Below are 25439 nucleotides of genomic sequence, written 5' to 3'. Positions count from 1 at the left end.
GAACCCAACGGCGTCTTAACACATTTCGCGGAGTTTCCAGTGCAGCCAGTGGTCCAGTTCGCTGTCTGCCAGGGGACGGGAATAGAAAAAACCCTGGGCCTGATCGCAGCCATATTCCGTTAACGCTTCCACGGTATCGACACATTCCACGCCTTCGGCCAGTACCACATAATCCAGCTCTTTCAGCATGGTAATAATATTACGAGCAATAATGCGTGAGGCCATATCGGATGAAAGCTCACTAATTAGCGAACGGTCCAGCTTGATCACATCCAGCGGCATCCGGCGCAGATAACTGATATTGCTATAGCCGGTACCAAAATCATCAAGAGAAATGCCAAAGCCGCGCAGTTTCAGCATCTCAAGCCCCCGCATGGACGAGGGGCTCTCAACAATGCGCTCCGTTTCCAGACACTCGATTCCCAGCAGGGAGGTGGGGAGTTTTGCCTTAAGCATTTTCTCTTCCAGACTATCCGCAAAACCGTCAAGCGAGAAATCGCGCTCACTCACATTAATCGTAACAGGCAACTGGATACAGCTGTTGCGCAGGCGCTTCAGGCGGGCGATAACGTTGTCAATCACCCATGATGTCAGGGCAGTAAGGGTTTCGGTCTGCTCAGCAAGCGGGATGAAAGTGGCCGGTGAGAGTTCGCCTCGTTCAGGATGATGCCATCGAATCAGGGCTTCAAGCCCGATGGGTTTACCGCTTTGCAGGCAAATTTTAGGCTGATAAACCAGATAAAGGCCCACATCTTCGCGCAGCGCGCGCGCCAGATCGTTGATTAACTTGAAATCCTGCGTACGTCTGATATCCGTGGCTTCACTAAAGCGTAAAGAGGGTAAACCGCGCCCAATGGCCTCGTGCAAGGCGCTGACCGCCTGGCGCAGGGTTTCATGGGGCGGGAAAATACCGGAGACGAAATCGACCTCGCCGGTGTGGGTGCTGAGCCCCACTGACAGGCCTTCACCCAGGTCGGCGCTGATGCCTTCCATCTGACAGGCGACCCAGTGCGCACTGATGCGGCTGTCCGCACGCGTCAGCACCGCAAAACGCCCGGTGGCAACAGTATAAATAATGTCACTGGCCGCAGGACGCAGCCGAAGGGGCAAAAGGGTAGCGACATCCTTGAGCAGGCTTTCAACGGGCCCCATGCCCATTGACCGGGCCAGTTCATAGGCGCGCGGCATATCAATACAGTCAATCAGGACCAGGCGGCGTAAGGTTGTATCGCCTGCTGCCGATAAATAATGCATGTCACGAATCAGGCGCTGGCGGTTGGGCAGCCCGGTCACCGGGTCGACAAAGCCCGCAGAATGCCAGGCCTCCAGAAACGACATCACTAATGATGACAGTAACTGAAGCGTCGTAATTTGTGAGGCGCTGAAGGGGTGCGGTTGAACATCCGTGACGCACAGCGTACCCAGGTTTATGCCATCACGGTTTTTCAGTGGGACGCCCGCATAAAACCGAATAAAGGGCGCCCCAACGATCAGGGGATGGGCCGCAAAGCGGCTGTCGAGATAGGTATCAGGCACGACGACGGCGGTGTCACCATCTACCGCATAGCGACAAAGTGAATCCTCCCGGGACGAACGTTCCAGCTTAAAATTGTGTGAGGCACGCACATACTGAAACTCATCATCAATGATAGAAATAAAACTGCCGGGAATGTTCAGTGCCTGACTGGCCAGTCTGACAAATTTTCTCAGTATGTCATCCCGACTTTCATCAGGATGACGAAGTGCCTCAAGGGCACGGATGCGGCGTTCAGGATCGCCGTCGAGACTCATAAGCATGTGTGTCCTCCGCTCCGTACTGATAACGGCGCGAAATTAAAAAGAAAAAGTGTCGGATAGAAGCACCGCAACGCTGGCCAAAGGGCGCGAAAGGAAAAACAGGAAATAATTTTATTTTCACTAAATAATAGGCGTGTTCTGGGTTTATGTCTCTTTTTATTTTCTTTAATAAATTTCTTAGTTATGAACGATGCACACATTTAATCAATTTTTACGTTTTATTTTTTCATTAACACTGCCACAATTATTTTTATAAAGAGTAGCGCGCTATTGTTTTGCCCGCAACTATTAGGCATGAATATTTTTATTGACGTTTTTACACAGCCACACCGGGGAAATACTATGAATATTCTAAAAAATTTTACGATAAGACGTGTCGTCTTATGGATACTCATTATCGCCGTGATCGTCATTGCGCTTGCGGGTGCCTATGGTTCGGTGATTCTCAAAGACATTAATCGGGAAGTTACGCGCAGTAACAGCCTGACAGAGCAGCTTATTTTCCTCAATCGTGCCAGTTTGCAGATGCAGGAGAATGCGACAGCGAATCGTGCTGCGCTGGCGGCAGACGTGCCTGCGGGTGATGAGTGGCAGCGCTACCGTGCCGCGCTGACCAGCGCGCCACAGGATTATCCTGCGGCTGCGCAGGAAAGACTCCGTGCTCTGACGCAGCAGATTTCCAGCAATAACGCGCCGCTGAGCGTAGAGCATCAGAGACTGGTAGAACTCTTTTTGATTACGTTGGCTGCGGTCACGGGGCTGCTTTTCTTTTGTGACCGCTATCTGGTTGTCCATCTTGTTCGCCCCGTAGCAAAACTGCGTAATCACTTCCGCATCATTGCTGACGGCGATCTGACCCAGGAACCCGAAGATCTTGGTCGGAATTGTGTCGGGCAAATGGTGCCGTTACTTAAAGAAATGCAACAAAGTTTGCTGAAGACCGTTCTGGCGATTCGCGACAATGCATCCGTGTTACGGGATGAGGCCAGCGATATCGCTAAAGGCAATGCCGATCTGTCGAACAGGACGGCGACTCAGGCAGCCGCGCTGGAAGAAACGGCTGCCAGCATGGAGCAGTTAACCGCGACCGTGCGCTATAACGCAGAAAACAGCCGTGAAGCGCGCGCGCTGTCAGGCATCACTGCGCAAACCACTCAGCAGGGCGAACAACTGGTGAAAACGGTGGTTGGCGCGATGGAAGGCCTGTCTGTGGGCGCAGAAAAAATACGTCAGTTTACGGCTACCATTAATGGTATTGCGTTCCAGACCAATATTCTGGCGCTCAATGCCGCCGTCGAGGCGGCGCGCGCCGGAGAGCAGGGGCGCGGTTTTGCTGTAGTGGCCAGCGAAGTACGCTCTCTGGCGCAACGCAGTGCCGAAGCGGCGAAAGAGATTGAAGGATTAATTGCGGATACGGTCGCCGGTATCAGTCAAGGACGTGATGCGGCCAACACGGCGGGCAGCACGATGGAAGAGGTGTTACGTAACGTCGGCAGCGTGAACGACCTGATTGGTCAGATTGCTCTGGCTTCCGAAGAACAGAGTAAAGGTATTTCTCAGGTCACACTCGCCGTAGCGGAAATTGACCGGGTTACGCAGCAAAACAGCAGTCTGGTGCAGACTATCTCAGCCTCTGCGGAAAGCATGAGCAGCCAGACTGAGACACTGACCAGCGTCATTACACGGTTTACACTGCCCGTGACAACCTCGTCTGTTGTCCGTTCAGCCAGCCATAAGGCCACGCAACCTCTTCGTCCTTCGGTCTCTGTGGCGACAAAAGATGATGCGGCCTGGATTGCGTTTGGTAAATAAAGATATATAAGCCAGCCGGTGGTCTGTTTTTCAATTGAAAATAACCACTGTGGTTTTCATGCCCCCGCCTTATGGCGGGGGAATTTATTGTTGAACGCCCTGTTTTAAATTTATATTTCCTTACATCTTACGTTACGAAATAAACTCAAATTATTGGTTTTTTTAAAAGTCATGCCGTTTCGCTTAAGGGAAAGTGATATAAGTTGATCAAAGCATAGATTCGGGCCCATAAAATTCCTGCCAGAACGGCCTTCCCTCGATTGACATTTCCCCTGTTAAGATTAAGTATTCTTATGAAATGTGTGCTGCGGCGGTGGCTGATGACCGTGTGAGAGAACCGATACGGGCTGCGCTAAGGCACTGTTACCCTAAGTCAACAACAGGGAGCCTGGTTTGGGAAATTCAATCGTCCGACGGCCCGTGCCCGTCCAGAATAACGTCCGGGAGCTGCGTATTGCGGCAGGTCTGTCACAGGAGGGCGCAGCCGAACGCTTTGATCTCAGCTTACGCGCCTGGCAGACAAAAGAAGCCACGGCGAAAGTCGCGTTACTGAGTCAGGGCGAGTATGAATTGCTGCTGCTGTTAGCAGGCAAGCATCCCTATTATGAACTGGTGCCACAGTCCAAAAAATAGCGATTTTTACCGTTTTACACAGATAAGCAGCCTCAGACTATGAAGTTCATCTCTGTGAGGACGATAACAGTAAAAACGGGGTCGAAGTTAAAGGCGATCCCGTGATCAGAGCAGATGACTGAGATTGGGATTTTTGCTGTACAGGCGGGCCTTTGTTGCGGTTTCAGGTTGGCAGATAACGTTTACCTGGTTCTGTCTGATTGCAGGCGTCCTCTTTTTACTGTGAGATGCCCGGCCACAGTATACGACCTCAGGAGGACATACTCTGAAGCACTCAACCGAAAACGGCGCTGAAGAAGCGCGCTTGCGTGCGCTGGCCCAGTATCACCTGATGGACACGCCGCCGAATGAAGCGTTCGATCGCCTGACGATTCTGGCCGCGCGACTGTTTAGCGTGCCGGTGGCGTTTGTGTCGCTGATTGATGAAAAACGCCAGTTTTTCAAGTCTCGCTATGGTCTGCAGATTACTGAAACCTCGCGGAGCGTGGCGTTCTGCCATCATACGCTTGAGAGTGACTCGATTCTTTGTGTGCCTGACGCACTCAACGATCCCCGTTTCTGTAACAGCCCGCTGGTGCTGGGTTATCCCTATATTCGATTCTATGCTGGCGTCCCGCTGATTACGCCCGACGGGCACAGAATTGGGACATTATGTCTGACCGACAATCATCCCCGCCCTGCAATGAGCCCAACGGATCGTCAGAACCTGACCGATCTGGCTGCGCTGGTGATGGACCGCATGGAGGTTCATCGTATGGAGGTACTGCGCCACGCCAGTCAGCAGCGGCTTGAAGCCATATCGGTCACCTCGCCTGATGCCATTATTTGTACCGATCTGAATCGCGGGATTACTTTCTGGAACCCTGCCGCGACCAACATGTTTGGCTATGACGCCAGCGAAATGATGGGAAAATATGTCGCCGGACTGATCCCGGAACGCTGCCAGACCGACTACCGCAACGAACTTGATCGGCTTGAGCATGACGATGACGCGATCGCAGTCCCTCGCACTCTGCAGATTTGGGGGAAACGCTGCAACGGTGAAGAGTTTCCGGCAGAAGTTTCTTTCTCGGGCTGGCGCGAAGGGGAGGAACGCTATGTCGGCATGATTATCCGTGATGTTACGCTGCGTTATGAAAGCGAGGCGCGACTGTGTGAGCTGGCGTCACTGGATATGCTGACGCGTCTTGCCAGCCGCAGTGCGTTTATGACCCAACTCAGTAAGCTGACGGAATCCGGCGTACCTTATACCTTGCTGATGACGGATTTAGACAGTTTTAAAGAGGTGAACGATACACTAGGCCATGCCGCAGGCGATGCCTTGCTGTGCCATGTGGCTGAGCAGATTCGCGCGGTTTGTACCCATGCGATTGCGGCAGCCCGACTTGGCGGCGATGAGTTTATTGTCCTGCTACCCAATGGTTGCGATGAGGCCATGGGGATAGCGCACATACTCACTGCGGCCATCCAGATGCCATTTGATTACATGGGATCGGTGCTGACGGTGGGAGCCAGCACCGGTGTGGCCTGTTTTCCCTTACATGGCACCGACACGTCATCGGTCATGTCAGCCGCCGATTTAGCGCTGTACCGCGCCAAAGCGCGCGGGAAAGGCCAGTCTGTTCTCTTTCAGCCTGAATTTCGTGAGGCGGAACAGGGACGACGCCGTTTTGAGCGTGAACTGGAAGCTGCGGTACGTCAGCATCAGTTCGTTCTGCATTACCAGCCGCGTTTTAATGGGGCCGATGGGACATTGATCGGCTGCGAAGCACTGGTGCGCTGGATGCATCCCGCGCGTGGCATCCTTTTTCCCGCTGAGTTTATTGATATGCTGATTAAAAGTCCGCTGTCAGTCAAACTTGGGGAGTGGATCATTCAGTCCGCTGTCAGTCAAATTAAGCAGTGGCGGCGTCAACACGCGGCCTTGCGTGTCAGTATTAATCTGTTCCCACGTCAGTTGCTGGAAACGGGCCTGGCCGATGTTATCCGTCACTGTGCCGGGGAAGATGCAGGCTTTATCGAACTGGAAATCGATGAACCGCTGCTTACCGATGCCGATGAGACAAAATTACAGGTTCTGGATGCGGTTAAAAATACGGGGGCGTTATTTATCATCGACCATTTTGGTCGCAGCCTGGCCTCGCTCAGCCTGTTGCAGCATCGCTTTGTTGCCGGTCTCAAGATAGATAAATCGCTGACGGGCCAACTTGAGCAGAGCAACAAAGCCCGACTGCTGTTTAACGCGATTGCTTCGTTAGGCAAAAATATGGGCATCACGGTCGCGGCTGAAGGCATTGAGAACCGTGCACAGCATGAATTCATTTGTGCTGCGGCATGTGACATTTTACAGGGCAAACAGATGGGGGCACCCGTCAGCGCGCCTCGCTTCGAAAAGCTTTATGTTACGCCGCTCAATTGCCCCCAACCCTGATTTGCTGTTCTTCCGGCGTTAACGCTCAGGGTCCTGAGCGTTAACGAAGATGACGCTGTCCTGACCGATGAGGCAGAAAAAACGGCACCGCGAGGGTGCCGAAGTGAGCAACGTTTGTCAGGACAATCATTGTGATAATCAACTCACACTAAGATTAACGGCCCTGTGCCAGGAAGATTGAGCGAACCGATGACACGTTTGTGAAAACGTGACGCGACGCAGGTTTTAAGCGGTCTGAGGGCATTTATCCGCAAAAAAAGAGAGAGGCATTTCAGGTATAGAGAAAATTTGTTTGATCCCGGGTGGCGACAATCCAAAGCGTGAACTAGTGTAATAACGCTGTTTGGAAGTCATTTAGGATTTCCCTGAGAACTCCGGCCCGGCCCTTTAACGAGGTTCGGGCATTTTTTTGCACTTTAAACAGCGCCTTGCCTCTCTGTTGCACGTTCAACGCGTCAGGGAAGGCCGTAAAACCTGCCTGCAGGCCAGCGCTGACGACAGCCCGTTTTCTGTGCATAACGACAGAGGACAGAGGACAGAGTAAGAGAAGGAAGGGCATTAACGTCAGCGTGGTAATGGTGAGTCGAGAGGCAGGTAAGCAGGCGCGTGTAACGTTTATTGCCTGAAGAGCAGCGTCAGAAGTTCACGATAATGTGACGCATCGTCCTCATTCGTTGCCGTTTCAAGACAACCAATCAGCTTCAGACAGATGATGCGTCGACTCACAGGCTTATTTTCCCGAAGAATTTCGACTGCGATCCTGCCAAGTGTTTCAAGTTGATGTGGGTGATCAATCTGGCTGAAATAATGGGCCAGATTGCTGGTTTTTCCTGAGGGCGGCAAACCGTCCTGGCGCATAGTGTTCCTTGAAGCTGAGTAGGAGTATTTGTGCGCAAGTTAACCGATCCTGGGGGCCGCTGTACAGCAGTATTACCGATTACTGGCGAAAGAAAGGTTGCCAGCCGTCTGGCTTAGATCTGGCAGGGTAAAGCGGCGATATGTAAGGCGGGCACTGGCGCTTCAGCGCTGGCTGACAGCGGCGACTGGCTTCCCATTGTGCGTGAATATTTCAGTCTGTGATAAGAGCATAAACGCCGCTAAATGAACAGGCACAGGCATGGCGCACGTTAATAATAACGTTTTAGTGCGAAGCATTACCGAAGAGAATAACATCATCATTAGCAGGGTTTTATTCATGGGGGGTAAACAGTCGCCAGGAAGTATAACCATCAGCGCCACAACAAAAAATATTAATACTGCTCTTACAAAATGCTGAACGATAATATCTCGACGTTGACGGATATCTGTCTTTACGTGCCTTTGAAAATACACGCATAACGCCGGGCCAGGCCTGGCAAGGCCTGCAGGTGTTGTCAGGCGTACTGTAGATATATTCAGAATAGTCTTTATCAGACAGCATTCAGGCCAAGAATTTAATAAATTTATTGCAATTCATTAAGTTAAAACAGGCATTTCAAAAGTATCATTTTTATCACTTCAGGCTACTATTCTTTCGGCAGAAAAAGGCTTTTGTCATCTGTTTAATTATTACTAGAATGTGAAAAACAATAGTGATTAATTGCCCGATTGAGGAGCGTAAAGTGTTATTTCACGACGATGAGAAAAGTCATGTCATTCTTGGCGAAGCGGTGGTCAATCTTGCCCTTAATGAGAAAGAAATTAGTATTGATACACTCATTGCGGAGCTCAATATGATGGCCGAGTCAGAAACCTGTGATAACAGATTAGCCGACATTTTCTCGGCGCGACGCTGGCTAAAGCAGTTCAGACCTTCACCCGTCAGGAGGGATTCCGGCCTGCGCTGGTTAATGACAGCCAGTCAGGAAGGAAAAACAGATGAAAATGTTATTCGTCTTAATCCGGAAGAGGATGACGACCGTGCATAGCCAAACGTTGGCAAGTTAGTCAAGAAAAGGTAATCAATGACCTCTCTGCCTCTGCTTTACCGCCTCGCCTCTGCCCTGTGGTGTAATCGCAACGCTGTAAGACGGTCAGCGATCTGATACTTACGCAAGTGACTGTTAAGTATGATATAGCACTTTATGCACAATAACCCTGCCAGCCAGTTAAGAGAATTCCTGTACAATTTTCCAGATGTTGTATAAGTTTAGTGAACATTGCGTTGACTAACGTTTATACTATTTCTCATTTGGGAGATTCATGATGCGTCAGAACGAAAATACGTCCAATACGGTTCACGATATTGCCCGTTACTTTGGCAACGACACGCTCCCTTCCGAAAAAGCGACGCTGGGTCAGGTCATCGTGGAGATCCTTCATGCAGGCAAAAGCCTTAACCGTAAGGCCATTTGTAGCGCGCTGATTCGTCGACTGAGTCAGTCGGCCAGTCCGCTTGAAGAGCAACATTATCAGAAACTGATCAGTATGCTTTTTGACCGCTGAACGCTGCGACGCACACGTGCATTCACGTCCCGCAGCAGTAATCTGATTGGTCAAATAAGCAGGTCACCAGAGGCCTGAGCATTTGAGGCTGGTTTGCCCGGTTACAGGGGCACAATGTCATCAGGAATGCGGGTATGCAAAAAGATAAACAAGAGAAACTTATTGAAATTGTCATGGGCGAGGCGATTACCGCGTTGCTTGACAGCAATGACACCATCAGTGGTGCGACACTGGCAAACAGACTTAAGATCATGCTCCGGGATGAAACTCACGACGAGCGGCACGAGGCTATTGAAATGGCGCTCACGGAAGTTCGCAACGAGTTTGCCTCCGCACGTGACCCGATTGATGCCACCGTACTGGCATTTGGTCAGAGCATTCCGGACAACAGTCGTAAGCACTAAGTCTGCGCGGCCTTCAGGGCGACGCATGCAGGGTAAAAACGCAGCGGTTGCTGGTATGCACGCAGGATTGCAGCACTGAACAGTCAGTATGACGTCACTTACCTTCACAGATACAGATTAAGAAGATCATCATGCCGAATACTATCGACATTGAGCAAAACACGACAGAAGCAGAAATACTGCATCTCTTTCGCCGTGCAGGTGACACACTTCAGGCTGAAAATGCAGTGCTGGATGCGGTGATTCGTGACATCGTCATTCAGGGGCAAAAGGTGACCAGTAAGGCCATCATCATACGTCTGATTGCCGAACTGGAATGCACGGAAGATAGCAATGAGTTGGCCGTGTTACGCCATTGCCTGGAAATTGTTGTGGGGCGAACATCCTCCAGGGACGATGCGTAAGATACAGCCTGCGCGGTCTCGCTGAATCTGTCATGGAATAAAAGCGCATCGCCCTGTACTGATAAAGCGGTATCGGTACCACCGCTAGTCCGGTGCTTCATCATCTTAATGAAACTGTCGGGAAAGCAGGCGTATCGCTTCCTGACACGCTTTCTTTTCAAGCTGCTCTGTGCTCTGTTCACTGTAATTATGCAGTGAACTGACAATATCCTGAAGATGGAGCTCGCCATCGGGTTTAAGCAAACGCGCAACTATCGTACCAATAATGGTATAGATGTCTTGCATGGCGGTGTCATCACTCATTCGACCTCCGTCAGCGAAAACGTGCCTTTATTAATCAGCGCGTCGGTTATGTGAATACCTTTCAAGGCGCTTACTCGTGCAAAGCGTTTTTCAGAAAATGGGGTAAGCCGCTGCCTGGCAGCGACTTAATGAAGGTGATGGATACTGAGATCACCGAGTTCTGTCGTTTGCGATTCAGCCGGACGAGAAATCATCTCCGCACGAATTTCTTCAATGGCCCGCAATGCTGCCCGAATGCGTACCTCATCACTTTCGGTATCCAGAAGCTGTTGCAGCCGCTCAAGGAGAAGGCGCCAGGAAATTGCCGCATCCTCATTCAGTAGCTGCGTCACCATCTCTCCGATGATGATGTCCGTCATTTTTTCGTCAAAAACGTTATTCATATACTCCCCGGAAGGCGGTTCTGAGACCGAAAGATTAGCACAGGTTTTTCCAGTGGGGGTTTGCTCAGCATCAAAATGAGACTGCACGGATGTGCAGGCGGCACTGCAATGGCACCGAAAACCTTTACTGGCTTTTTTTGCGGGCAACAGAATAAGTTTCTTTGAGCAATCATTCAATTGTACATTGACGTATTTTTCATCTTTGCCAAAGAAAGAGCCCGGGCAGTGCCGGGCCCTGGCGGTCATGCTGCTGCATCGCCGGTTAACTGAGCAGGCGGTCAGGCTGTACGAAACACAGAAACCATGTCGCGCAAATCACTGGCCCGTTTTGCCAGTTCATCTGCGGATGACGCCGACTGCTCAACCAGTACCGCATTTTGCTGTGTCACCTGATCCATCTGGTTAACGGCAATATTAATCTGGCTTACGCCGCTGCTCTGCTCTTCAGACGATGATGAGATATCGCGAATCAGCTGAGAGGTTTGCTCTATGGCCTCTACGCTCTGCTTAACTTTGCTGCCCGCATCCTGCGCCAGCGTTAAGCCTTCATTCGACTGAACGACAGATTGCTCTATGAGACCTTTAATCTCTTTCGCGGCACCGGCTGAGCGCTGCGCCAGTGCGCGCACTTCGGCCGCTACTACGGCAAATCCTTTACCCAGTTCGCCGGCGCGAGCCGCTTCAACGGCGGCGTTAAGCGCCAGTATATTGGTCTGAAAGGCGATGCTGTCAATGACGGCGGTGATTTCCTCAATCTGGCTTGAGCTGCCACGAATCTTCTGCATTGTCGCCATGACAGCGTTCATCGCATCACCACTCATTAAGGCCGCATTAGTCGCCGATACGGCCATATCGGAGGCGTAACGTGTGTTATCGGCATTCTGTTTAATAATGGACGACAGTTGCTCCATACTGGCGGCGGTTTCAGCCAGCGAGGCGGCCTGTTCCTCCGTACGCGATGAGAGGTCGTTATTACCCATCGCAATTTCTTCCGATGAGTTGGCAATGGTTGACGCGTTATTTTTAATACTGGTCACTAACAGCGAAAGACGTAGCTGCATCTGCGCCAGGGCATTCAGCAGTTCGGCGATCTCATTATTGCCCGAGACCGTTATTACGGTGGTTAGATCACCCGCTGCAACTTTACTGGCCACTGCCACCGCCTCTTTTACAGGGCGCGTGACCGAACGACTAATCATAAACGCCACAAAGACTGCAATGAGTGCTAACACCAGTAATGCGGCCAGCAGGATATACTGCGAATGACGACGTTGATCGATTTGATCGTTGAGCGTGATTGCCAGTTGCTGGCTGAGTTTTGTGCCAAGATCGTTATAGGCGTTAATCGCCTGGGTAAAGTCTTTTACGTAGTCCAGAGGCGTAATCTGCACGGTTTTCGTGATAAAGACGTTTTCCGCCATCTTAAGTACGCTGGCCGAACGTTGATAGGCGTCCTGCGCCTGCGCGGCAAAGTCAGTTTTCAGTCCTGGCTCCACGGTAAAGGCTTTATTCAGTACATTACTGAATTTTTCCAGTGCATTTCGGCCGCCTTCAAGTTGATATTCCATGGCGCCACGATAGGATTCGTCAGCTTTATCCCCCGCCGCAATGATGGACGTACCACTTGCCCGGATGCGCCCGAGCGTTTCGGTCAGCTCTGGCAGGCGGCCATAAATACTCATGATAAGTTGATAAGTATTCAGGTCGGCATCTAAAGAGAGACTATACAAATCAAGAATGTCTTGATTCGTGTCCAGCAGGTTTTGAATGAGTTGGGCATGATGCGTCAGGCTGCTCGACAGCGTTAACTTCCCCGTTAACACGTCCTGTTGTAGCTGTGACCATGCGGTCTGAACGTTTAAAAAACGCTGAGTGGGTTGTGCGCTGGCATCATATTGACGCAATTCAGAGGCTATTTTTTCATACATTGCATCGATCTGAGAAGCCAGCGCTACGCGTGGCGCGTTATCCAGCTTATTTTGGGAAATAGCGATGGCACTTTCCGCACGATGGCGCTGTATCAGGTTAAGTAATGTCAGGATATCTTTTTCGATCGGTACGCCCTGTAACTCTTGTGTTTTTACGTTAATCGCTTCATTACCCGTCTGAATAAATAGATAGGTAGGTAATATAAATAAAACCAGAGCAAAAATACCGAGGATAAGAAATTTTGTCGGCAGGCCGAGTTTGTCGAGAATGTTTTTCATTACTTGCGGTCCAGGTGGAGTGGTGTCTTTTGATAAAATCATCAAAATATAATTATGTTATGTTTTTACTGTAATAGAATGGAAATTTTTCGCTTATTATCAACGATCTGTTTGATTTAACGGCAGGGCGAGGCCCATTTTTCACAGTGAAAGACAGTATAGAGTGCATTCTTCTGTTTATCATGTTAAAGATTCACTAAATTTTCTTTTCAGTGTGGCTAAGCCAAATTATTTTTCTTTTTTAATTTTCATCTAATCATAAATAGGTATATATGGGATGCTTGTTATAAAAAAGCAGCCTCGATCCCAAAGAATGAAAAAAAATTAAAGTTATCCTGAGGGGTGACGATAATGGCGGTCCTTATTTTTTTAGCCAACAATAAAGTCTTCCAGGGGCTTTTACCGGGTAATATTCTGGTCAGATAATTAAAGTCATATGACTTACGATGAGTATCGCCACGTGCTCAGGACCGGTTAAACATACATTCCGCTTACTCCCGCAAGACGCTTCCGAAGCTGAGGGTTGTGTTGCAATCCCTGTGACGCGTTTTGTGTCGCTGCGTGCGTCATCGCCTGCGTGTTTTCCTGCGCTTAAGCACTGTTTACAGTGAAGAAGTGGTGCACGCTCTGACGCCGCAGCGGCAAACGGTGAGTGTTCCCTGTTAACCACGATTGAATATTTTTTTCTTATCGCCAGAAAGTAACCAATACAATGTTTTATTCTCTTTTTCTAAATGAAATTCTTCTCGTTTAGTTTAAGATTTAATATTCGTCAAATTATTTTTGTTTTTATTAAAAAACCATAATTATCAATTGCTTATTATTTTTTATTACAGGGCTCTTAATTTTTACTGTGGATTTTACTTTTTTAACCGATACCTGTTTTTCACCATAAGCAGGGAGTCCATAATGAAAATTTCAACGCGCCTGACGATGAGTTTCGGCCTTTTAATTACGCTGTTTATTATCTGCACCTCAGTGGCCTATACCGGTATGAATAATGCCCGTAACGGCATGGATGAAGCCGTAAATGTCAAAATGAAGAAATACCGTGTGGGGATGGACATGTACGGTGGGTTACGTGACATGGCCGTCATTGTGCGTAACCTTGCCCTGATTACGGATCCCGACCAAATGCAGCGAGAGTGGCAACGTATTGTCACGCAAAAAGCGAGCTATATAGAGAACCGTGAGCGTCTGGCTGCAATGGTTGCCAGAGATTCAACGCCAAAGGCCAGAGAGGCCTTTGATAAGATAGTAAGTAGCGAGGGCCCGGTGCTGGCGGCGCTAGAACATGCCGGCCAGCTTGGCTTACAAAACAAGCAGCAGGACGCGACGTCTTATCTGATAAAAACGGTTCGGCCATTGCAAGGGCAATTACTTGAGTCGCTGAAAGAGATGACCAGGCTGCAAATGGAAGACAGTGAAAAGTCCGTTGAAATCACCAGTCAAAATGTGCGCCGGGCCACGCTGATTCTGTTGATTCTTGCCTCTCTGTCGGTGGTCGTTTCCGTCGCAGCGGGGTATATGATTATACGCGTGCTGATGCGTCAGCTCGGTGGTGAACCTGCTCAGGCGCAGGCATTATCTGCGGCGATTGCCGGCGGCAATTTAACCGCACCGGTCACCTTGCGTGCCAACGATTCAACCAGTCTGCTCGCCTCTCTGGCGAATATGCAGACCAGTTTGCGTCGTCTGGTTAGCCAAATCAAAGAGACCGCCGGATCGGTCGCCTCGGCATCCGATGAAATCGCTCAGGGCAATACTGAGCTGTCATCACGTACTGAACAGCAGGCTGCCGCCCTACAGGAAACGGCGGCCAGTATGGAACAGCTCACCGCCACGGTGAAGAGCAATACGGCCAGTGCACAACACACGGCTACCGTTGCCCGCGAGGCTGCAACCCTGGCGCGCAGCGGCGAGTCCGAAGTGCAGCGCATGTCTCATACCATGAATGACATCGCCCTGAGCGCGACAAAAGTACGCGACATCACAGGCGTGATTGAGAGTATTGCGTTTCAGACCAATATCCTGGCGTTAAATGCGGCGGTTGAGGCAGCGCGGGCGGGCGAGGGTGGGCGCGGTTTTGCCGTCGTCGCTGGCGAGGTCAGAATCCTGGCACAGCGTAGCGCCACTGCCGCAAAAGAGATCAAAGAACTGATCGAACATGCGGTGGAACAGGTGGATAGCGGCGTTCATGTCGCCGCCGGGACCGGAGAAAGTATTCTGAAGGTCGTGGGCATGGTCAATGCACTGGCGGGCGCGATGGATGAAATATCAATGGCTTCGTCAGAGCAGATGCAGGGGATCTCGCAGGTCAGCGTTGCCGTCAGTCAAATGGATGGGGTCACCCAGAATAACGCGGCGCTGGTTGAAGAATCCTCATCCGCCTCGCACTCCCTGTCAGAGCAGGCGCACGCCTTACGCGGCATGGTTGAAGCATTTCAGGTTTGATCGCTTAGCAGGGGCGGTAACGCCCCTTTTTTATATCACAGAGTCTGGCTTCCCCAGCCTCACGACAGGACATCCCCGCGTCGCCAGGCAATCAGGCCTGTCACTGAATGGTCAGAACAACCCGGCCAATCAGTTTGATGTCATCAATTCCACAATCAAAGGCCACGCCAATCCCGCTGACGTGGACTTTCCTGACCGGAATACGCGTCAGCGTTCTGACGCTGGCTGTGCCTTCGATTTCGACCAACCAGACGCCGTCATGCATATCTTCGAAGTCAGTATCGATGATGTATTGCGTGGTTTCGGCCAACAGTAAAAAAGCGTTGCGCGGTTCCTGCTTCAGGGGCGCATATAAGGCTTTATCCAGCATCACATAACCCGCATCCTCGATTTTTCCGCTGATTAGTTTTTTCCTAATCAGTGTCGGTGTGTCAGGTTTGCTTTCTGAGAACTTACTTCCTTTACCCGTAATCAACCATTGCAAGTCCGCCCCCGTTTCCATAACGCACTGCAAAACGATATCTGACGGAAAAACATCACGTTTATAGCGTGCAGACAGGCTGCTTGCGGCAATTCCAAGGTGATCTGCAAGCTGCATTTTCATGGTAAAGCCATAGGCATCGACAACGCGATCCAGAGCTTCAGCGCTCGAGTTCGGAAATTTGAAATTAGTATAAACGCTCATTTTCATTGACACTTAGATTTAGTCTAAGTATCCTCCGGTTTTAGTTAGCCTTTGATTGATGCGGCAGCAGGCGGCTTTATCAGATAACGAAAGATTTTGCCTGATGAGGCCCATTTTTACAATCGTCATGCCGGAACCTTATCGCGTCGCTCACCTGTCTGCGTGTAACGGTCAGCACCGGTGAGATAAGGCAACAAGGGCGATTGTGTCGGTAAGCGCCGCGATTGCACGCAAGATGTGAGTGAAAGTGGTTTAACGCCTTGTCGTGCTGACACTGAGGCCAGTTTTATTACCGTTTCGCTTAATGCTTAACAAAAGCCAGCGATGAGACAGGCGCGAATCCGTCATCAGGTACAGACACCATGATGTCAGTGACGGTGGCGACTGGTCAGTCAAACCCGATGCAAACTTTATCGGAGGAAAACAATGAGTCGCACCGTCCAGATAAAAAGCCCGCTATCCGCTTCGCATGCTGAAGCGCGTTTTGACAACAGCAGCAGCGAAAAGATGACCTTTGATGAATTTCGTCAGCGCTGGCGTTTGCTGCGCGACAGCAACCGTAACCCTGCGCTGCGGTACTTCAATCACCAAAATGACGATTTCAAATTCTGTGTTTTAACGCTGGTCAATCGTGACTGGCCCGGCAGTTTCAGGCAGGAAGATATTGGCAAACCTTTCGAGTGTTTCGATCAGTTACGTCGTGAACGCATCATCATGGCGATGAACAAGCTGGCGCGCTGGGGAAAGATATTGCCGCGACAGTTCTCAACGGCGGACTGCTTTTTGCCTGAATAAACCACCTAATCGTAACGCAATGACGTAAACCCGTCGGGCATGACTTTGCCCAAAATCTGGAGAGAAATGATGAACAGCGAAACCCATTCACTGAATGACGCCACAACCTTTACCCTCAACAAACTGCTTGATAACGAAAGAAAAGCCTGCGCACTGGCGGTCGCCAGACGGCTGAATGTTATGGCGGCGCATATTACGCGTCAGACATTAAACGGCATTGAGGCTGCGGAACTGCTGCGCAACGAAGCTGAACGTTATGAAAACGAATCAGGAGCGCTGCGCTGATGGCCGATACCATTGATGTCGCGCAGCAGCGCAGCGAAGAAATCCTGGCGCACAATATTGCCCAGGTCACGCAACGGCCCGTGGCAATCAGCGCTTCGTTTTGTGAAGAGTGTGATGCACCGATTCCCGAGGCGCGCCGTCGCGCCGTTCAGGGTGTCACCCGCTGCCTGTCCTGTCAGGAAGTCTGCGAGTTACGCACACGTCTTCACCACGGACAGGCGCGATGATGACTTTTGCTTACCCGTGGAATGCCCCCCGGCTGGCGATTGCCAGCCCGTATCCCACTTATGACCAGCAGCAACACCGCGATCGCCTGATTGCGGCGTGGCTGCATGGGCAGAAAACCCTTAACGCCCAGGCCAGGATGGTGCAACTGGACGTCCGGCGTCGCATGGCGTTACTTGAAAAGCAACAGGGCACAGCCCGGGCTAATGCGTACTTAGCAAAAACCTTTGTTGAGCGTACATTACCGCGTGTTGAGTCAGTCAACCAGCGCTACCAGTTGCATGCCATGCGTCCCGGCATCGTGGCGCAGCTATCCCGAACGCTGTCGTGCCCGCAAGGTGCAGCCAGAGCGGCCGGCACATTGTGGGAACTGATGAAGCGGTTTAACCGCCTGCCGGATATGTCCCGTGCTGATGTTGATTTACTCGCGGGCGATATTGCCAGCTTTATTCATGCAGAACTGGTGCAGTTGCATGCCAGCATCAGTGACAGGACGGATTACCGTTATGTCCATCACCTTTACACAACCGCAGCTATCATCACCCGTGAGCTGGGACAAACGCCACCGCTCTGGGAAACGGTCAGTACTCGCTTCTTCTGTCCCGACGATGTTACCGCCGCCATCCTGCGTATGCAGGCAGAGAAATGGTGGAAAGGACAGTTGCGTCGTCTCAGCGCCTTCTGGCGAGAACATCTGCATATTGCCTTAGCCAACGTCAGCAAAAAGCGGTCACCTTATGCCAGCCCGATGGCGGTCGCGGAATGGCGGGAACAGCGTCGACGCACTCGTGACTTCCTGCAGAGTATGGATCTGGAAGATGAGGAGGGGAACCGCATCAGCCTGATCGAAAAATATGACGGCAGTGTGGCCAATCCAGCCATTCGTCGTGCGGAACTCATGACACGCATTCGTGGCTTTGAAACCCTTTGTCAAAATATGGGCTTCCGGGCGGAGTTTTATACTTTAACCGCCCCCTCTCGCTATCACGCCACCTTGCAAACGGGCCACCGCAATGCGAAATGGAACGGGGCCAGCCCGGCGGACACGCAGCGCTATCTTTGCACGCTCTGGCAGCGAGTCCGTGCCAAACTGCATCGAAATAACATCAGTATTTTTGGTCTGCGCGTTGCTGAGCCTCATCACGATGGTACACCGCACTGGCACATGCTGATGTTTATGCGCCCTGAGGACGTCAGTCGGGTAAGTGAGATCCTGCGTGATTATGCCTGCCAGCAGGACAGCGATGAGCTGAACAGCGCCCGCGCACGCAAAGCGCGTTTTCATGCGGAAGCCATTGATCCAGCAAAAGGCAGCGCGACAGGCTATATCGCTAAATACGTAGCAAAAAACATTGATGGCTATGCGCTCGAAGGCGAGCGGGATCATGAAAGCGGAAAGCCGCTGAAGGAAACGGCGATGGCCGTCTCGGCCTGGGCGGCCCGTTGGCGCATCCGCCAGTTTCAGTTTATCGGCGGTGCTCCCGTCACGGTTTATCGCGAACTGCGCCGCCTGGCTGATCTGCAAAGCGCTCATGGTGCGGGCGAGGCGTTTGCTGCCGTACATGCTGCGGCTGATGCCGGTCAATGGGCTGCGTACACCGATGCCCAGGGCGGCCCCTTCGTTAAACGTGACGCACTTACCGTGCGTGTCTGGTATCAGCCCGATGAAAATTGTAATGCCTTTGGCGAGGAAACGCAGTCGATTAAAGGCGTTTATGCCACGGCGACAGGGCCCGGTGCGCCCGTGTTGACCCGGCTGAAAACATGGAAAGTTGTGCCTAAACGCGCTGAAGAAGAGGGCGGCCAAAAACCGCAGCCGGCGTTGCGGTCTTGGAGTTCTGTTAATAACTGTACGTCTCAGACATATCTTCTTTCTGACAGCGGGACATTATCTGCGGAGGCGCGGAATAAAGTCGGGTTCGGGAACGGTACAGGTCAGAAGCCTTTTCAGTGCCCACACACAACCCAGTCTGTCGCATTCTCCGGCACGGTTTTTAAGCCGGACAGCCGGACAGCGTTGACGGTACCGCCGCGTTATCGTGACAGGCAGGCCTGGCCTGATCCGGACGAAAACAGGCGGGTTAAAAGGCCAGATTTTTAAACTATAAACAGTGAAAATCTATTGATTTTTCTTACGCTTCTGCAGGTCAGTGCCGCAGGTTTGTCTTAAGGGAAGGTTAATAAAAGTTGATGCCTATCAACATGATATAATTTTTTACCAACTATCTTAAAACGCTTCCACAGTTAATCAATGCTATGATACTGTATGTATGTACAGTGTTTATTTTGGGGGAGGGAATTGTGGGAAATGAATTACATGAGCGAGTTATGCTTGAGCGCGTTGAGCTTATCGCCAGGCTCACCAGTGAAGGGGCCTGCGGCGAACGAGACAGGGAAATTGCGTTAAATTTGATTGCTGAACTCGCAGCTAACTACACCCTTTCCGATAACCGATTTTCCGTTGTCTTTTCGGCTACGCCTTTAAAAAAACCATGATGCCGGCGTTCTCACTGTAACGTCAGCGGGGTTGTCCGTCGCCTGAGCCCACCAAAGGATGATGTGGGCTCAGGCGCGGGCAGCGGTCTGGGCAAACAGACCTTCACTTCGATCGGTCTTTAGCGTTCCTTTCTGTCATGTCAGGCCACAAAAAACGCCAGGCAGTTGTCACGTTCCTTTCCCGTTTCACTGCTTCTTCCGGCCGCAGACGCTCATCGTTAAAACACGCGCTTTTCTTTCCCGTTTCGCTGCCTCTTCCGCCTGCGGATCATCACGGCTAAAACACGCACCTTCCTTTCCCGTTTTATTGCCTCTTCCGGTCGTTGAACCTCATCGTTAAAACGCGCGCTTTTCTTCCTTTCTGCCGTTTTTTTAGCCGGAGTCATCCCATTTTTACTGCCTTTGCCCGCTCATTGTTGAGCGGGCGCTCCCGCGTTGAGCAATGCGCTGCTGAAGCAGACACTACTCCTGTCGCGCGCTGGCAACGCAGGCCGCGCTGAGCACATGCCCCCTGTTTACCGCATGGCCTGAGCTTTATGAAACCTGCTTTTGCGACAGGAGATATGGCCTGGCGATGCGGTGCCGGTAATGCAGGCTACCGACAACATTTCGCCCAGCCAACCATGGTTTTTATGCTCATAAGGGGCCAATCAATGCTGATTTATGCACGACAGGAAGAAACGGTTGATGAGATTTGCTGGCGTTATTACGGACGCACGCAGCAGGCGGTTGAACAGGTTTATGCCGCCAATCCTGGCCTGGCAGAAAAAGGCCCAACCTTACCGCACGGATGCAAAGTGGTCTTACCGGATCTGCCCCAGGCGGCTACTGGTGAGACGCTCAATCTGTGGGATTAGTGCCAATGGAAAAAATCAGTTCTCTGATTAATTACCTCATCGGGATTGTCCTGATGTGGTTTGGACGTCACACACCACAGGATATCGCTTTTATGGTGGGCTCTGGCGTTGCTGTGTTAACGATGTGCATCAATGTCGCAACCTTTTTTATCAACTGGTATTACCGCCGCAAAACCTACGAGCTGCAGCAGCGCAACGTTAAGGGCCTGAATTTTGAGCCAGACCGCTAAGCGATGTGCCGTCGTCGCCGTGCTGGCCATGGCCGCACTGCTACCGCAAATCAAGATGCTAAAAACCTCCGAAGCCGGACTCAGGCTGATTGCTGATGCCGAAGGGTGCCGCACGTCACCTTATCAGTGCAGCGCCGGCGTCTGGACTAACGGCATTGGCCATACACAGGGCGTTACGCCTGCCAGCGTGGTGAACGAGCGCCAGGCAGCAGTCAACCTGGTTTATGACGTCATGCGCGTTGAGCGCGGCATTGATCAGTGCATGACACGTGACATGCCCTCCGAGGTCTACGACGCGGTGGTGTCCTTTGGCTTTAACGTCGGCGTACATGCCGCCTGTAACTCCACGCTGGCCGGCTTCATTAACCGTGGCCGCTGGCGCGATGCCTGCCTGCAGCTCAGACGCTGGGTCTATGTCAAAGGGACGTATAACGCCGGGCTGGATAACCGTCGCCAGCGTGAAATGGCCTGGTGCCTGAAGGGGGCTGGATGATGCGATTGATGGTGTTTGCGATCGTGACGTTACTTGCGGCACTGGGGGCCGGCGGCTGGCGTCTCAGCGTCATCGAGGCGCGGCTGGACAAGGCACAGCACAAGGCCGCGGCGCTGGCTGCCGACCTGAGCAACCGGGAGAAGGCCATCGATCAACTCAACCGGGACAGTCAGGCCAGCCGAAAACGTGAGGCCGAATTGCGGCTACAGCAAAACCAGGCCAGCGCTCAGGCGCTGAACCGCGAAACGACAATCAGAAGAGAAACCGATGCGAATCCCGCTTTACGTGCCTGGAGTGCGACTGCTTTGCCTGCTGACGTTATCCGGCTGCACAGCCGTCCCGCCTTCAGCAATGCCCGAGATTATCTGGACTGGCTGTCCACGCGTGACCAGTTGCCCCATCCCGGAGAACCGCCTGCAAACGCAGGGTGATTTGGCGGCAGATAACCGCCAGTTAGAGGCTGCGCTCGCATCGTGCGGGTTGCAGGTAGAGATGATTAAAGCGTGCCAGGAGCAGCATGATGTTGAAAGCAACCCAACTCCGTCAGGTGCTGATAAACAGCGTTCCGCTGCTACAGCAAAATCCTGACAACCTGACCATCGATATTCAGTCCGGCAGTCTGGTCTCCACCCTCGCCAGCTCGCTGTCGTTTGAATACCACTTTCAGCTGGCTGTCGTCATTACTCAGTATGCCGACGATATTGATCTGATCATGGTGCCCGTGCTGGCCTGGCTGCGGGAAAACCAGCCCGACATCATGGTGTCGGAGGAAAAACGCCGCACCGGCTTTACCTTCACGCTCGATGCCACGGGCGAGGGAAAGCACACCGTGACGGTCACGCTCCAGCTGACCGAACGTGTCTGGGTTGAGCAGCAGGAGGGCGGATTACACATCACGCATCTGCCGGAACCTGCGCTGCCAGAAAACGATGCGCGGCCCTGGCAGTTGTATATCAAAGGCAAGCTGGTCAGTGAATGGAAGGCATAGCCACTGCCGCTGTTGCTGAGGCGCTGTTTAGTCATTTCTGAGTAAACGGCATTCGATTGCTGCTTTTCTCCTGCAACGTGAAACTATTGCCATGAACGAGCAAATATTAGAAATCAAGCGCTTGCTGCGCAACATGGTCCGCATCGGTACTGTCTCCGACGTCAATCTGGAGGCGGGCACCTGCCGTGTAAAGACCGGTGATAACACCACTGACTGGCTGCACTGGCTGACAGCCCGGGCGGGACGCACCCGTACCTGGAATGCCCCTTCGGTTGGCGAGCAGGTGTTGATCATGAGCCTGGGCGGCGAGCTGAACAGCGGCTTTGTTTTGCCCGGTGTGTTTTCGGATGCCAGCCCGGCGCCATCGGCCTCTGCGGATGCGCTGCACTGCTCCTTTCCCGATGGGGCGGTTATTGAATATGAGCCCCAGACCGGCGCGCTAAAAGCGGAGGGGATCCAGACTGCCACTCTCAAGGCGGCCGTTAAAATCCTGCTGGATACGCCCGAGGTGGAGTGCACAACGTTACTTAAAACCGCCACGCTGGAAGTCACCCAGGGCGGCACGATGAAGGGCGACGTATCGCACAGCGGCGGCAGTTTCGCCTCCAATGGCAAAGTGCTGCATACGCACCAACATCCGGGCGACAGCGGTGGGACAACAGGAGCGCCATTATGACAACAGCACGCTACAGCGGTATGAGCCGCGAAACGGGTACGACGCTGGAAGAGCTGGATCACATCCGACAATCCGTGCGCGACATTTTAACCACGCCACTCGGGTCGCGGGTGATGCGCCGTGATTATGGCTCGCTACTGTCGGCGCTGATTGACCAGCCGCAAAACGACACGCTGCGTCTGCAAATCATGTCGGCCTGTTATATGGCGCTGCTGCAGTGGGAGCCGCGCATCAGCCTGAGCGGCATCAATTTTGAGTCTGCGTTTAACGGCGGGATGGTGGTGGAAATCACCGGCAACCGTGCGGATACCGCGCAGGATTTTTCGTTAACCGTCCCTGTGAGTTGAATCATGCCTACTATCGACCTGAGCCAGCTGCCTGCGCCAAATGTGGTGGAAACGCTGGACTATGAAACGCTGCTTGCGGAACGCAAGGCGACATTGATTTCGCTCTATCCTGCTGACCAGCAGGCGTCGGTTGCCCGCGTACTGGCGCTGGAGTCGGATCCGCTGGTGAAGCTCCTGCAGGAGAACGCGTACCGGGAAGTTATCCTGCGCCAGCGCGTTAACGAGGCGGCAAAGGCGGTGATGGTTGCCTGGGCCAACGGCAGCGATCTGGATCAACTGGGCGCGAATAACGGCGTGACGCGGCTGGTACTGACCCCTGCAGATCCCACCGCCACGCCGCCTGTTGAAGCCGTAATGGAGCGCGACGAAGATTTTCGCGCCCGCATTGCAGCTGCCTTTGAGGGGCTGAGTGTGGCAGGGCCATCGGGTGCCTATGAGTTTCATGCGCGCAGTGCCGACGGACGTGTCGCCGATGCTTCTGCCATCAGTCCGTCTCCTGCCAGCGTCACCATTACCGTGCTGTCACGCGAAGGCAATGGCGTGGCGGATAACGATCTGCTGGCAATCGTGGATGCCGCCCTGAACGATGAAGATGTACGGCCGGTCGCCGACCGCGTCACTGTTCAGTCGGCTCAGATTGTGGATTATCGCGTCGAGGCCACGCTGTACCTCTATCCCGGCCCCGAAGCCGAACCTATTCGCGCTGCCTCAGAAGCAAAACTGCAGGCGTTCGTGAACACCCAGGCACGTTTGGGCCGCGATATCCGTAAGTCTGCGCTTTACGCCGCCCTGCACGTCGAAGGCGTACAGCGTGTCGAACTGGCGCAGCCGACTGCGGATGTAGTGCTGGATAAAACCCAGGCGGCGTTCTGCACCGGTTATCAGATCACGGTAGGAGGTTCTGATGAGTAAACGCCTGCTGCCCACCGGATCTTCGGCACTGGAAGTGGCGGCGGCGGAAGCCTGCGCAACGCTGGAGGCCATCCCTGCGCCGATGCGCATGTTGTGGAATGCTCAGACCTGCCCGGTCGAGCTGCTGCCTTATCTGGCCTGGGCCTGGTCGGTTGACCGTTGGGATTCAGGCTGGAGCGAAAGCACCAAGCGCAGCGTGGTTGCCGCATCGGAATACATCCATAAGCACAAGGGAACGATTGGATCGCTGCGCCGTGTGGTGGAGCCGCTTGGCTATCTAATCCGCATCAAGGAATGGTGGAACACCAACGAAGCGCCGGGCACATTCCGCCTGGACGTGGGCGTGCTGGAAACCGGTATCACTGAGGCCATGTACAACGAGCTGGAGCGATTAATTGCCGATGCCAAGCCGGTCAGCCGTCATCTGACGGGGTTATCCATCAATCTGGACAGCACCGGCACCGTTCCTGTTGCGGCCGCCAGTTACAGTGGCGATGAGCTTACCGTTTATCCCTATACACCTGAAGTTATCACCGCAGGCGGTTCCGGTTACACCGGCGCAGCGGTCCATCTTATTGACCTGACGGAAGTGAGAGCATGACAACGAAATATTTTGCCATACTGACCAATCAGGGCGCGGCTAAGCTGGCCAATGCCGCGGCCCTGGGTACCCAACTGCAAATCACCCAAATGGCGGTGGGGGATGGCGGCGGCACTTTGCCCACGCCCGATCCTGCACAGACCAAACTGGTCGGCGAAAAGCGACGCGCCGCGCTGAATTCACTGAAGGTGGATGCCGCGAACACCAGCCAGATTATTGCTGAGCAGATTATCCCTGAAGGCGAAGGCGGCTTCTGGATCCGCGAAATTGGCCTGTATGACGCCGATGGCGTTATGGTTGCGGTGGCAAACTGCGCTGAAACTTATAAGCCACAACTTCAGGAAGGCAGCGGCCGTACCCAGACCGTGCGCATGATTCTGATCGTGAACAGCACCAGTGCCGTCACATTAAAGATTGATCCTTCGGTGGTGCTGGCCACGCGCCAGTATGTGGATGACAAAGTCATCGAAGTGAAAGCCTATACCGACGACGTGATGAAGAAGCATGTCGATGCGGCAAACCCTCATAGCCAGTATCTGCAAACGGCTAAAGCGCTGGCAGAGATTAAAGATGCGGGGCTGGTGGCGGAGGTTCTCA

At 52.5% G+C, this 25439-nt stretch carries 30 protein-coding genes; 24 read left to right on the top strand and 6 right to left on the bottom strand.

Annotation, left to right across the window (positions count from 1 at the left end; all coding sequences use genetic code 11):
- Nucleotides 1–15: 15 nt before the first annotated feature.
- Nucleotides 16–1797, bottom strand: coding sequence for an EAL domain-containing protein (locus RAC60_RS16505; RefSeq protein WP_375094048.1), 1782 nt, complete (start codon nt 1795–1797; stop codon nt 16–18).
- 342 nt (nt 1798–2139) lie between these two features.
- Between RAC60_RS16505 and RAC60_RS16500 the strand changes: the two genes are divergently transcribed.
- The 3 genes from RAC60_RS16500 to RAC60_RS16490 all read left to right on the top strand — a co-directional run bounded on the left by RAC60_RS16500 (nt 2140) and on the right by RAC60_RS16490 (nt 6673).
- Complete coding sequence (locus RAC60_RS16500) at nt 2140–3609, top strand: methyl-accepting chemotaxis protein (protein WP_039341927.1); 1470 nt, start codon at nt 2140–2142, stop codon at nt 3607–3609.
- 393 nt (nt 3610–4002) lie between these two features.
- The gene (locus tag RAC60_RS16495) at nt 4003–4242 is read left to right on the top strand and encodes a hypothetical protein (RefSeq protein ID WP_033739962.1); all 240 of its coding nucleotides are present in this window, start codon (nt 4003–4005) and stop codon (nt 4240–4242) included.
- A gap of 331 nt (nt 4243–4573) precedes the next feature.
- Nucleotides 4574–6673, top strand: coding sequence for an EAL domain-containing protein (locus tag RAC60_RS16490; protein ID WP_375094076.1), 2100 nt, complete (start codon nt 4574–4576; stop codon nt 6671–6673).
- A gap of 615 nt (nt 6674–7288) precedes the next feature.
- Here RAC60_RS16490 and RAC60_RS16485 read toward each other — a convergent pair.
- Nucleotides 7289–7531, bottom strand: a complete 243-nt coding sequence (locus RAC60_RS16485; RefSeq protein WP_033739960.1) for a biofilm development regulator YmgB/AriR family protein — start codon at nt 7529–7531, stop codon at nt 7289–7291.
- A 743-nt stretch (nt 7532–8274) separates the two neighbouring features.
- Here RAC60_RS16485 and RAC60_RS16480 point away from each other — a divergent pair.
- From RAC60_RS16480 to RAC60_RS16465, 4 genes are all read left to right on the top strand, one after another.
- Complete coding sequence (locus tag RAC60_RS16480) at nt 8275–8580, top strand: hypothetical protein (RefSeq protein ID WP_039341929.1); 306 nt, start codon at nt 8275–8277, stop codon at nt 8578–8580.
- Between the two features lie 277 nt (nt 8581–8857).
- Nucleotides 8858–9097, top strand: coding sequence for a regulatory protein YcgZ (ycgZ, locus tag RAC60_RS16475; protein WP_033739954.1), 240 nt, complete (start codon nt 8858–8860; stop codon nt 9095–9097).
- A gap of 134 nt (nt 9098–9231) precedes the next feature.
- Nucleotides 9232–9501, top strand: coding sequence for a hypothetical protein (locus tag RAC60_RS16470; RefSeq protein WP_033739952.1), 270 nt, complete (start codon nt 9232–9234; stop codon nt 9499–9501).
- 131 nt (nt 9502–9632) lie between these two features.
- Nucleotides 9633–9905, top strand: a complete 273-nt coding sequence (locus RAC60_RS16465; protein ID WP_058702158.1) for a biofilm development regulator YmgB/AriR family protein — start codon at nt 9633–9635, stop codon at nt 9903–9905.
- 105 nt (nt 9906–10010) lie between these two features.
- Here RAC60_RS16465 and RAC60_RS16460 read toward each other — a convergent pair whose 3' ends face one another.
- From RAC60_RS16460 to RAC60_RS16450, 3 genes are all read right to left on the bottom strand, one after another.
- The gene (locus RAC60_RS16460; RefSeq protein WP_033739941.1) at nt 10011–10208 is read right to left on the bottom strand and encodes a hypothetical protein; all 198 of its coding nucleotides are present in this window, start codon (nt 10206–10208) and stop codon (nt 10011–10013) included.
- 125 nt (nt 10209–10333) lie between these two features.
- Nucleotides 10334–10837 (bottom strand): hypothetical protein, encoded by a 504-nt coding sequence (locus RAC60_RS16455; RefSeq protein ID WP_375094047.1) that lies wholly within the window; start codon nt 10835–10837, stop codon nt 10334–10336.
- 32 nt (nt 10838–10869) lie between these two features.
- Nucleotides 10870–12798, bottom strand: coding sequence for a methyl-accepting chemotaxis protein (locus tag RAC60_RS16450; RefSeq protein WP_162285869.1), 1929 nt, complete (start codon nt 12796–12798; stop codon nt 10870–10872).
- Nucleotides 12799–13707: 909 nt separating this feature from the next.
- Between RAC60_RS16450 and RAC60_RS16445 the strand changes: the two genes are divergently transcribed.
- Nucleotides 13708–15252 (top strand): methyl-accepting chemotaxis protein, encoded by a 1545-nt coding sequence (locus tag RAC60_RS16445; RefSeq protein ID WP_006118226.1) that lies wholly within the window; start codon nt 13708–13710, stop codon nt 15250–15252.
- Nucleotides 15253–15352: 100 nt separating this feature from the next.
- Here the strand turns inward: RAC60_RS16445 and RAC60_RS16440 are convergent, their stop codons facing one another.
- Nucleotides 15353–15937, bottom strand: a complete 585-nt coding sequence (locus tag RAC60_RS16440) for a phage repressor protein (RefSeq protein ID WP_006118225.1) — start codon at nt 15935–15937, stop codon at nt 15353–15355.
- A 426-nt stretch (nt 15938–16363) separates the two neighbouring features.
- Between RAC60_RS16440 and RAC60_RS16435 the strand changes: the two genes are divergently transcribed.
- The 16 genes from RAC60_RS16435 to RAC60_RS16360 form a co-directional block, all read left to right on the top strand.
- Entirely contained in the window at nt 16364–16732 is a 369-nt protein-coding gene (locus RAC60_RS16435; protein WP_375094046.1) for a hypothetical protein, read from the top strand.
- 66 nt (nt 16733–16798) lie between these two features.
- On the top strand, nt 16799–17017 hold the full coding sequence (locus RAC60_RS16430; protein ID WP_006118223.1) for a DUF2732 family protein: 219 nt from the start codon (nt 16799–16801) through the stop codon (nt 17015–17017).
- The gene (locus tag RAC60_RS16425; RefSeq protein ID WP_006118222.1) at nt 17017–17244 is read left to right on the top strand and encodes a TraR/DksA C4-type zinc finger protein; all 228 of its coding nucleotides are present in this window, start codon (nt 17017–17019) and stop codon (nt 17242–17244) included. The genes RAC60_RS16430 and RAC60_RS16425 overlap by 1 nt, the downstream gene beginning before the upstream one ends.
- A complete protein-coding gene (locus RAC60_RS16420) occupies nt 17241–19343 on the top strand; it encodes a replication endonuclease (RefSeq protein WP_375094045.1) in 2103 nt (700 codons plus the stop codon). The genes RAC60_RS16425 and RAC60_RS16420 overlap by 4 nt, the downstream gene beginning before the upstream one ends.
- A 200-nt stretch (nt 19344–19543) precedes the next feature.
- Nucleotides 19544–19738 carry a hypothetical protein gene (locus RAC60_RS16415; RefSeq protein WP_072021722.1) on the top strand — a complete coding sequence of 65 codons (195 nt, stop codon included), beginning with the start codon at nt 19544–19546 and terminating at the stop codon, nt 19736–19738.
- Nucleotides 19739–20391: 653 nt separating this feature from the next.
- Entirely contained in the window at nt 20392–20595 is a 204-nt protein-coding gene (locus tag RAC60_RS16410) for a tail protein X (protein WP_033739932.1), read from the top strand.
- A gap of 5 nt (nt 20596–20600) precedes the next feature.
- Entirely contained in the window at nt 20601–20825 is a 225-nt protein-coding gene (locus tag RAC60_RS16405) for an HP1 family phage holin (protein WP_033739930.1), read from the top strand.
- Nucleotides 20809–21318 carry a lysozyme gene (locus tag RAC60_RS16400; RefSeq protein WP_033739928.1) on the top strand — a complete coding sequence of 170 codons (510 nt, stop codon included), beginning with the start codon at nt 20809–20811 and terminating at the stop codon, nt 21316–21318. Before RAC60_RS16405 ends, RAC60_RS16400 begins: the two co-directional genes overlap by 17 nt.
- Nucleotides 21315–21749: an Rz-like lysis system protein LysB gene (gene lysB, locus RAC60_RS16395; protein WP_033739927.1), complete on the top strand. Its 435-nt coding sequence runs from the start codon at nt 21315–21317 to the stop codon at nt 21747–21749. The genes RAC60_RS16400 and lysB overlap by 4 nt, the downstream gene beginning before the upstream one ends.
- The gene (lysC, locus tag RAC60_RS16390; protein ID WP_226374589.1) at nt 21631–21906 is read left to right on the top strand and encodes an Rz1-like lysis system protein LysC; all 276 of its coding nucleotides are present in this window, start codon (nt 21631–21633) and stop codon (nt 21904–21906) included. Before lysB ends, lysC begins: the two co-directional genes overlap by 119 nt.
- Nucleotides 21836–22306, top strand: coding sequence for a phage tail protein (locus tag RAC60_RS16385; RefSeq protein ID WP_080752832.1), 471 nt, complete (start codon nt 21836–21838; stop codon nt 22304–22306). Before lysC ends, RAC60_RS16385 begins: the two co-directional genes overlap by 71 nt.
- Nucleotides 22307–22397: 91 nt before the next feature.
- The gene (locus tag RAC60_RS16380; RefSeq protein WP_033739923.1) at nt 22398–22982 is read left to right on the top strand and encodes a phage baseplate assembly protein V; all 585 of its coding nucleotides are present in this window, start codon (nt 22398–22400) and stop codon (nt 22980–22982) included.
- Nucleotides 22979–23329: a GPW/gp25 family protein gene (locus tag RAC60_RS16375; protein WP_058708656.1), complete on the top strand. Its 351-nt coding sequence runs from the start codon at nt 22979–22981 to the stop codon at nt 23327–23329. Before RAC60_RS16380 ends, RAC60_RS16375 begins: the two co-directional genes overlap by 4 nt.
- Nucleotides 23330–23332: 3 nt before the next feature.
- Entirely contained in the window at nt 23333–24241 is a 909-nt protein-coding gene (locus RAC60_RS16370) for a baseplate assembly protein (RefSeq protein ID WP_033739920.1), read from the top strand.
- Complete coding sequence (locus RAC60_RS16365) at nt 24234–24842, top strand: phage tail protein I (protein WP_033739917.1); 609 nt, start codon at nt 24234–24236, stop codon at nt 24840–24842. Before RAC60_RS16370 ends, RAC60_RS16365 begins: the two co-directional genes overlap by 8 nt.
- The coding region (locus RAC60_RS16360; protein WP_375094044.1) for a phage tail protein at nt 24839–25439 on the top strand (601 nt) is incomplete at its 3' end. The genes RAC60_RS16365 and RAC60_RS16360, both read left to right, overlap by 4 nt.

The organism is Pantoea sp. BR_17 (assembly GCF_041955125.1).
Taxonomy (GTDB): domain Bacteria; phylum Pseudomonadota; class Gammaproteobacteria; order Enterobacterales; family Enterobacteriaceae; genus Pantoea; species Pantoea stewartii.
This window is presented reverse-complemented; position numbering and strand designations above follow the sequence as displayed.

What these genes read in the sequence shown, in the direction of transcription:
- RAC60_RS16505 (WP_375094048.1), bottom strand. Translation starts at nt 1,797, where the DNA reads ATGCTTATGAGTCTCGACGGCGATCCTGAACGCCGCATCCGTGCCCTT.
- RAC60_RS16500 (WP_039341927.1), top strand. Translation starts at nt 2,140, where the DNA reads ATGAATATTCTAAAAAATTTTACGATAAGACGTGTCGTCTTATGGATA.
- RAC60_RS16490 (WP_375094076.1), top strand. Translation starts at nt 4,574, where the DNA reads ATGGACACGCCGCCGAATGAAGCGTTCGATCGCCTGACGATTCTGGCC.
- RAC60_RS16485 (WP_033739960.1), bottom strand. Translation starts at nt 7,531, where the DNA reads ATGCGCCAGGACGGTTTGCCGCCCTCAGGAAAAACCAGCAATCTGGCC.
- ycgZ (WP_033739954.1), top strand. Translation starts at nt 8,858, where the DNA reads ATGCGTCAGAACGAAAATACGTCCAATACGGTTCACGATATTGCCCGT.
- RAC60_RS16470 (WP_033739952.1), top strand. Translation starts at nt 9,232, where the DNA reads ATGCAAAAAGATAAACAAGAGAAACTTATTGAAATTGTCATGGGCGAG.
- RAC60_RS16465 (WP_058702158.1), top strand. Translation starts at nt 9,633, where the DNA reads ATGCCGAATACTATCGACATTGAGCAAAACACGACAGAAGCAGAAATA.
- RAC60_RS16460 (WP_033739941.1), bottom strand. Translation starts at nt 10,208, where the DNA reads ATGAGTGATGACACCGCCATGCAAGACATCTATACCATTATTGGTACG.
- RAC60_RS16455 (WP_375094047.1), bottom strand. Translation starts at nt 10,837, where the DNA reads ATGACCGCCAGGGCCCGGCACTGCCCGGGCTCTTTCTTTGGCAAAGAT.
- RAC60_RS16450 (WP_162285869.1), bottom strand. Translation starts at nt 12,798, where the DNA reads ATGAAAAACATTCTCGACAAACTCGGCCTGCCGACAAAATTTCTTATC.
- RAC60_RS16445 (WP_006118226.1), top strand. Translation starts at nt 13,708, where the DNA reads ATGAAAATTTCAACGCGCCTGACGATGAGTTTCGGCCTTTTAATTACG.
- RAC60_RS16440 (WP_006118225.1), bottom strand. Translation starts at nt 15,937, where the DNA reads ATGAGCGTTTATACTAATTTCAAATTTCCGAACTCGAGCGCTGAAGCT.
- RAC60_RS16435 (WP_375094046.1), top strand. Translation starts at nt 16,364, where the DNA reads ATGAGTCGCACCGTCCAGATAAAAAGCCCGCTATCCGCTTCGCATGCT.
- RAC60_RS16430 (WP_006118223.1), top strand. Translation starts at nt 16,799, where the DNA reads ATGATGAACAGCGAAACCCATTCACTGAATGACGCCACAACCTTTACC.
- RAC60_RS16425 (WP_006118222.1), top strand. Translation starts at nt 17,017, where the DNA reads ATGGCCGATACCATTGATGTCGCGCAGCAGCGCAGCGAAGAAATCCTG.
- RAC60_RS16420 (WP_375094045.1), top strand. Translation starts at nt 17,241, where the DNA reads ATGATGACTTTTGCTTACCCGTGGAATGCCCCCCGGCTGGCGATTGCC.
- RAC60_RS16410 (WP_033739932.1), top strand. Translation starts at nt 20,392, where the DNA reads ATGCTGATTTATGCACGACAGGAAGAAACGGTTGATGAGATTTGCTGG.
- RAC60_RS16405 (WP_033739930.1), top strand. Translation starts at nt 20,601, where the DNA reads ATGGAAAAAATCAGTTCTCTGATTAATTACCTCATCGGGATTGTCCTG.
- lysB (WP_033739927.1), top strand. Translation starts at nt 21,315, where the DNA reads ATGATGCGATTGATGGTGTTTGCGATCGTGACGTTACTTGCGGCACTG.
- RAC60_RS16385 (WP_080752832.1), top strand. Translation starts at nt 21,836, where the DNA reads ATGATGTTGAAAGCAACCCAACTCCGTCAGGTGCTGATAAACAGCGTT.
- RAC60_RS16380 (WP_033739923.1), top strand. Translation starts at nt 22,398, where the DNA reads ATGAACGAGCAAATATTAGAAATCAAGCGCTTGCTGCGCAACATGGTC.
- RAC60_RS16375 (WP_058708656.1), top strand. Translation starts at nt 22,979, where the DNA reads ATGACAACAGCACGCTACAGCGGTATGAGCCGCGAAACGGGTACGACG.
- RAC60_RS16370 (WP_033739920.1), top strand. Translation starts at nt 23,333, where the DNA reads ATGCCTACTATCGACCTGAGCCAGCTGCCTGCGCCAAATGTGGTGGAA.
- RAC60_RS16365 (WP_033739917.1), top strand. Translation starts at nt 24,234, where the DNA reads ATGAGTAAACGCCTGCTGCCCACCGGATCTTCGGCACTGGAAGTGGCG.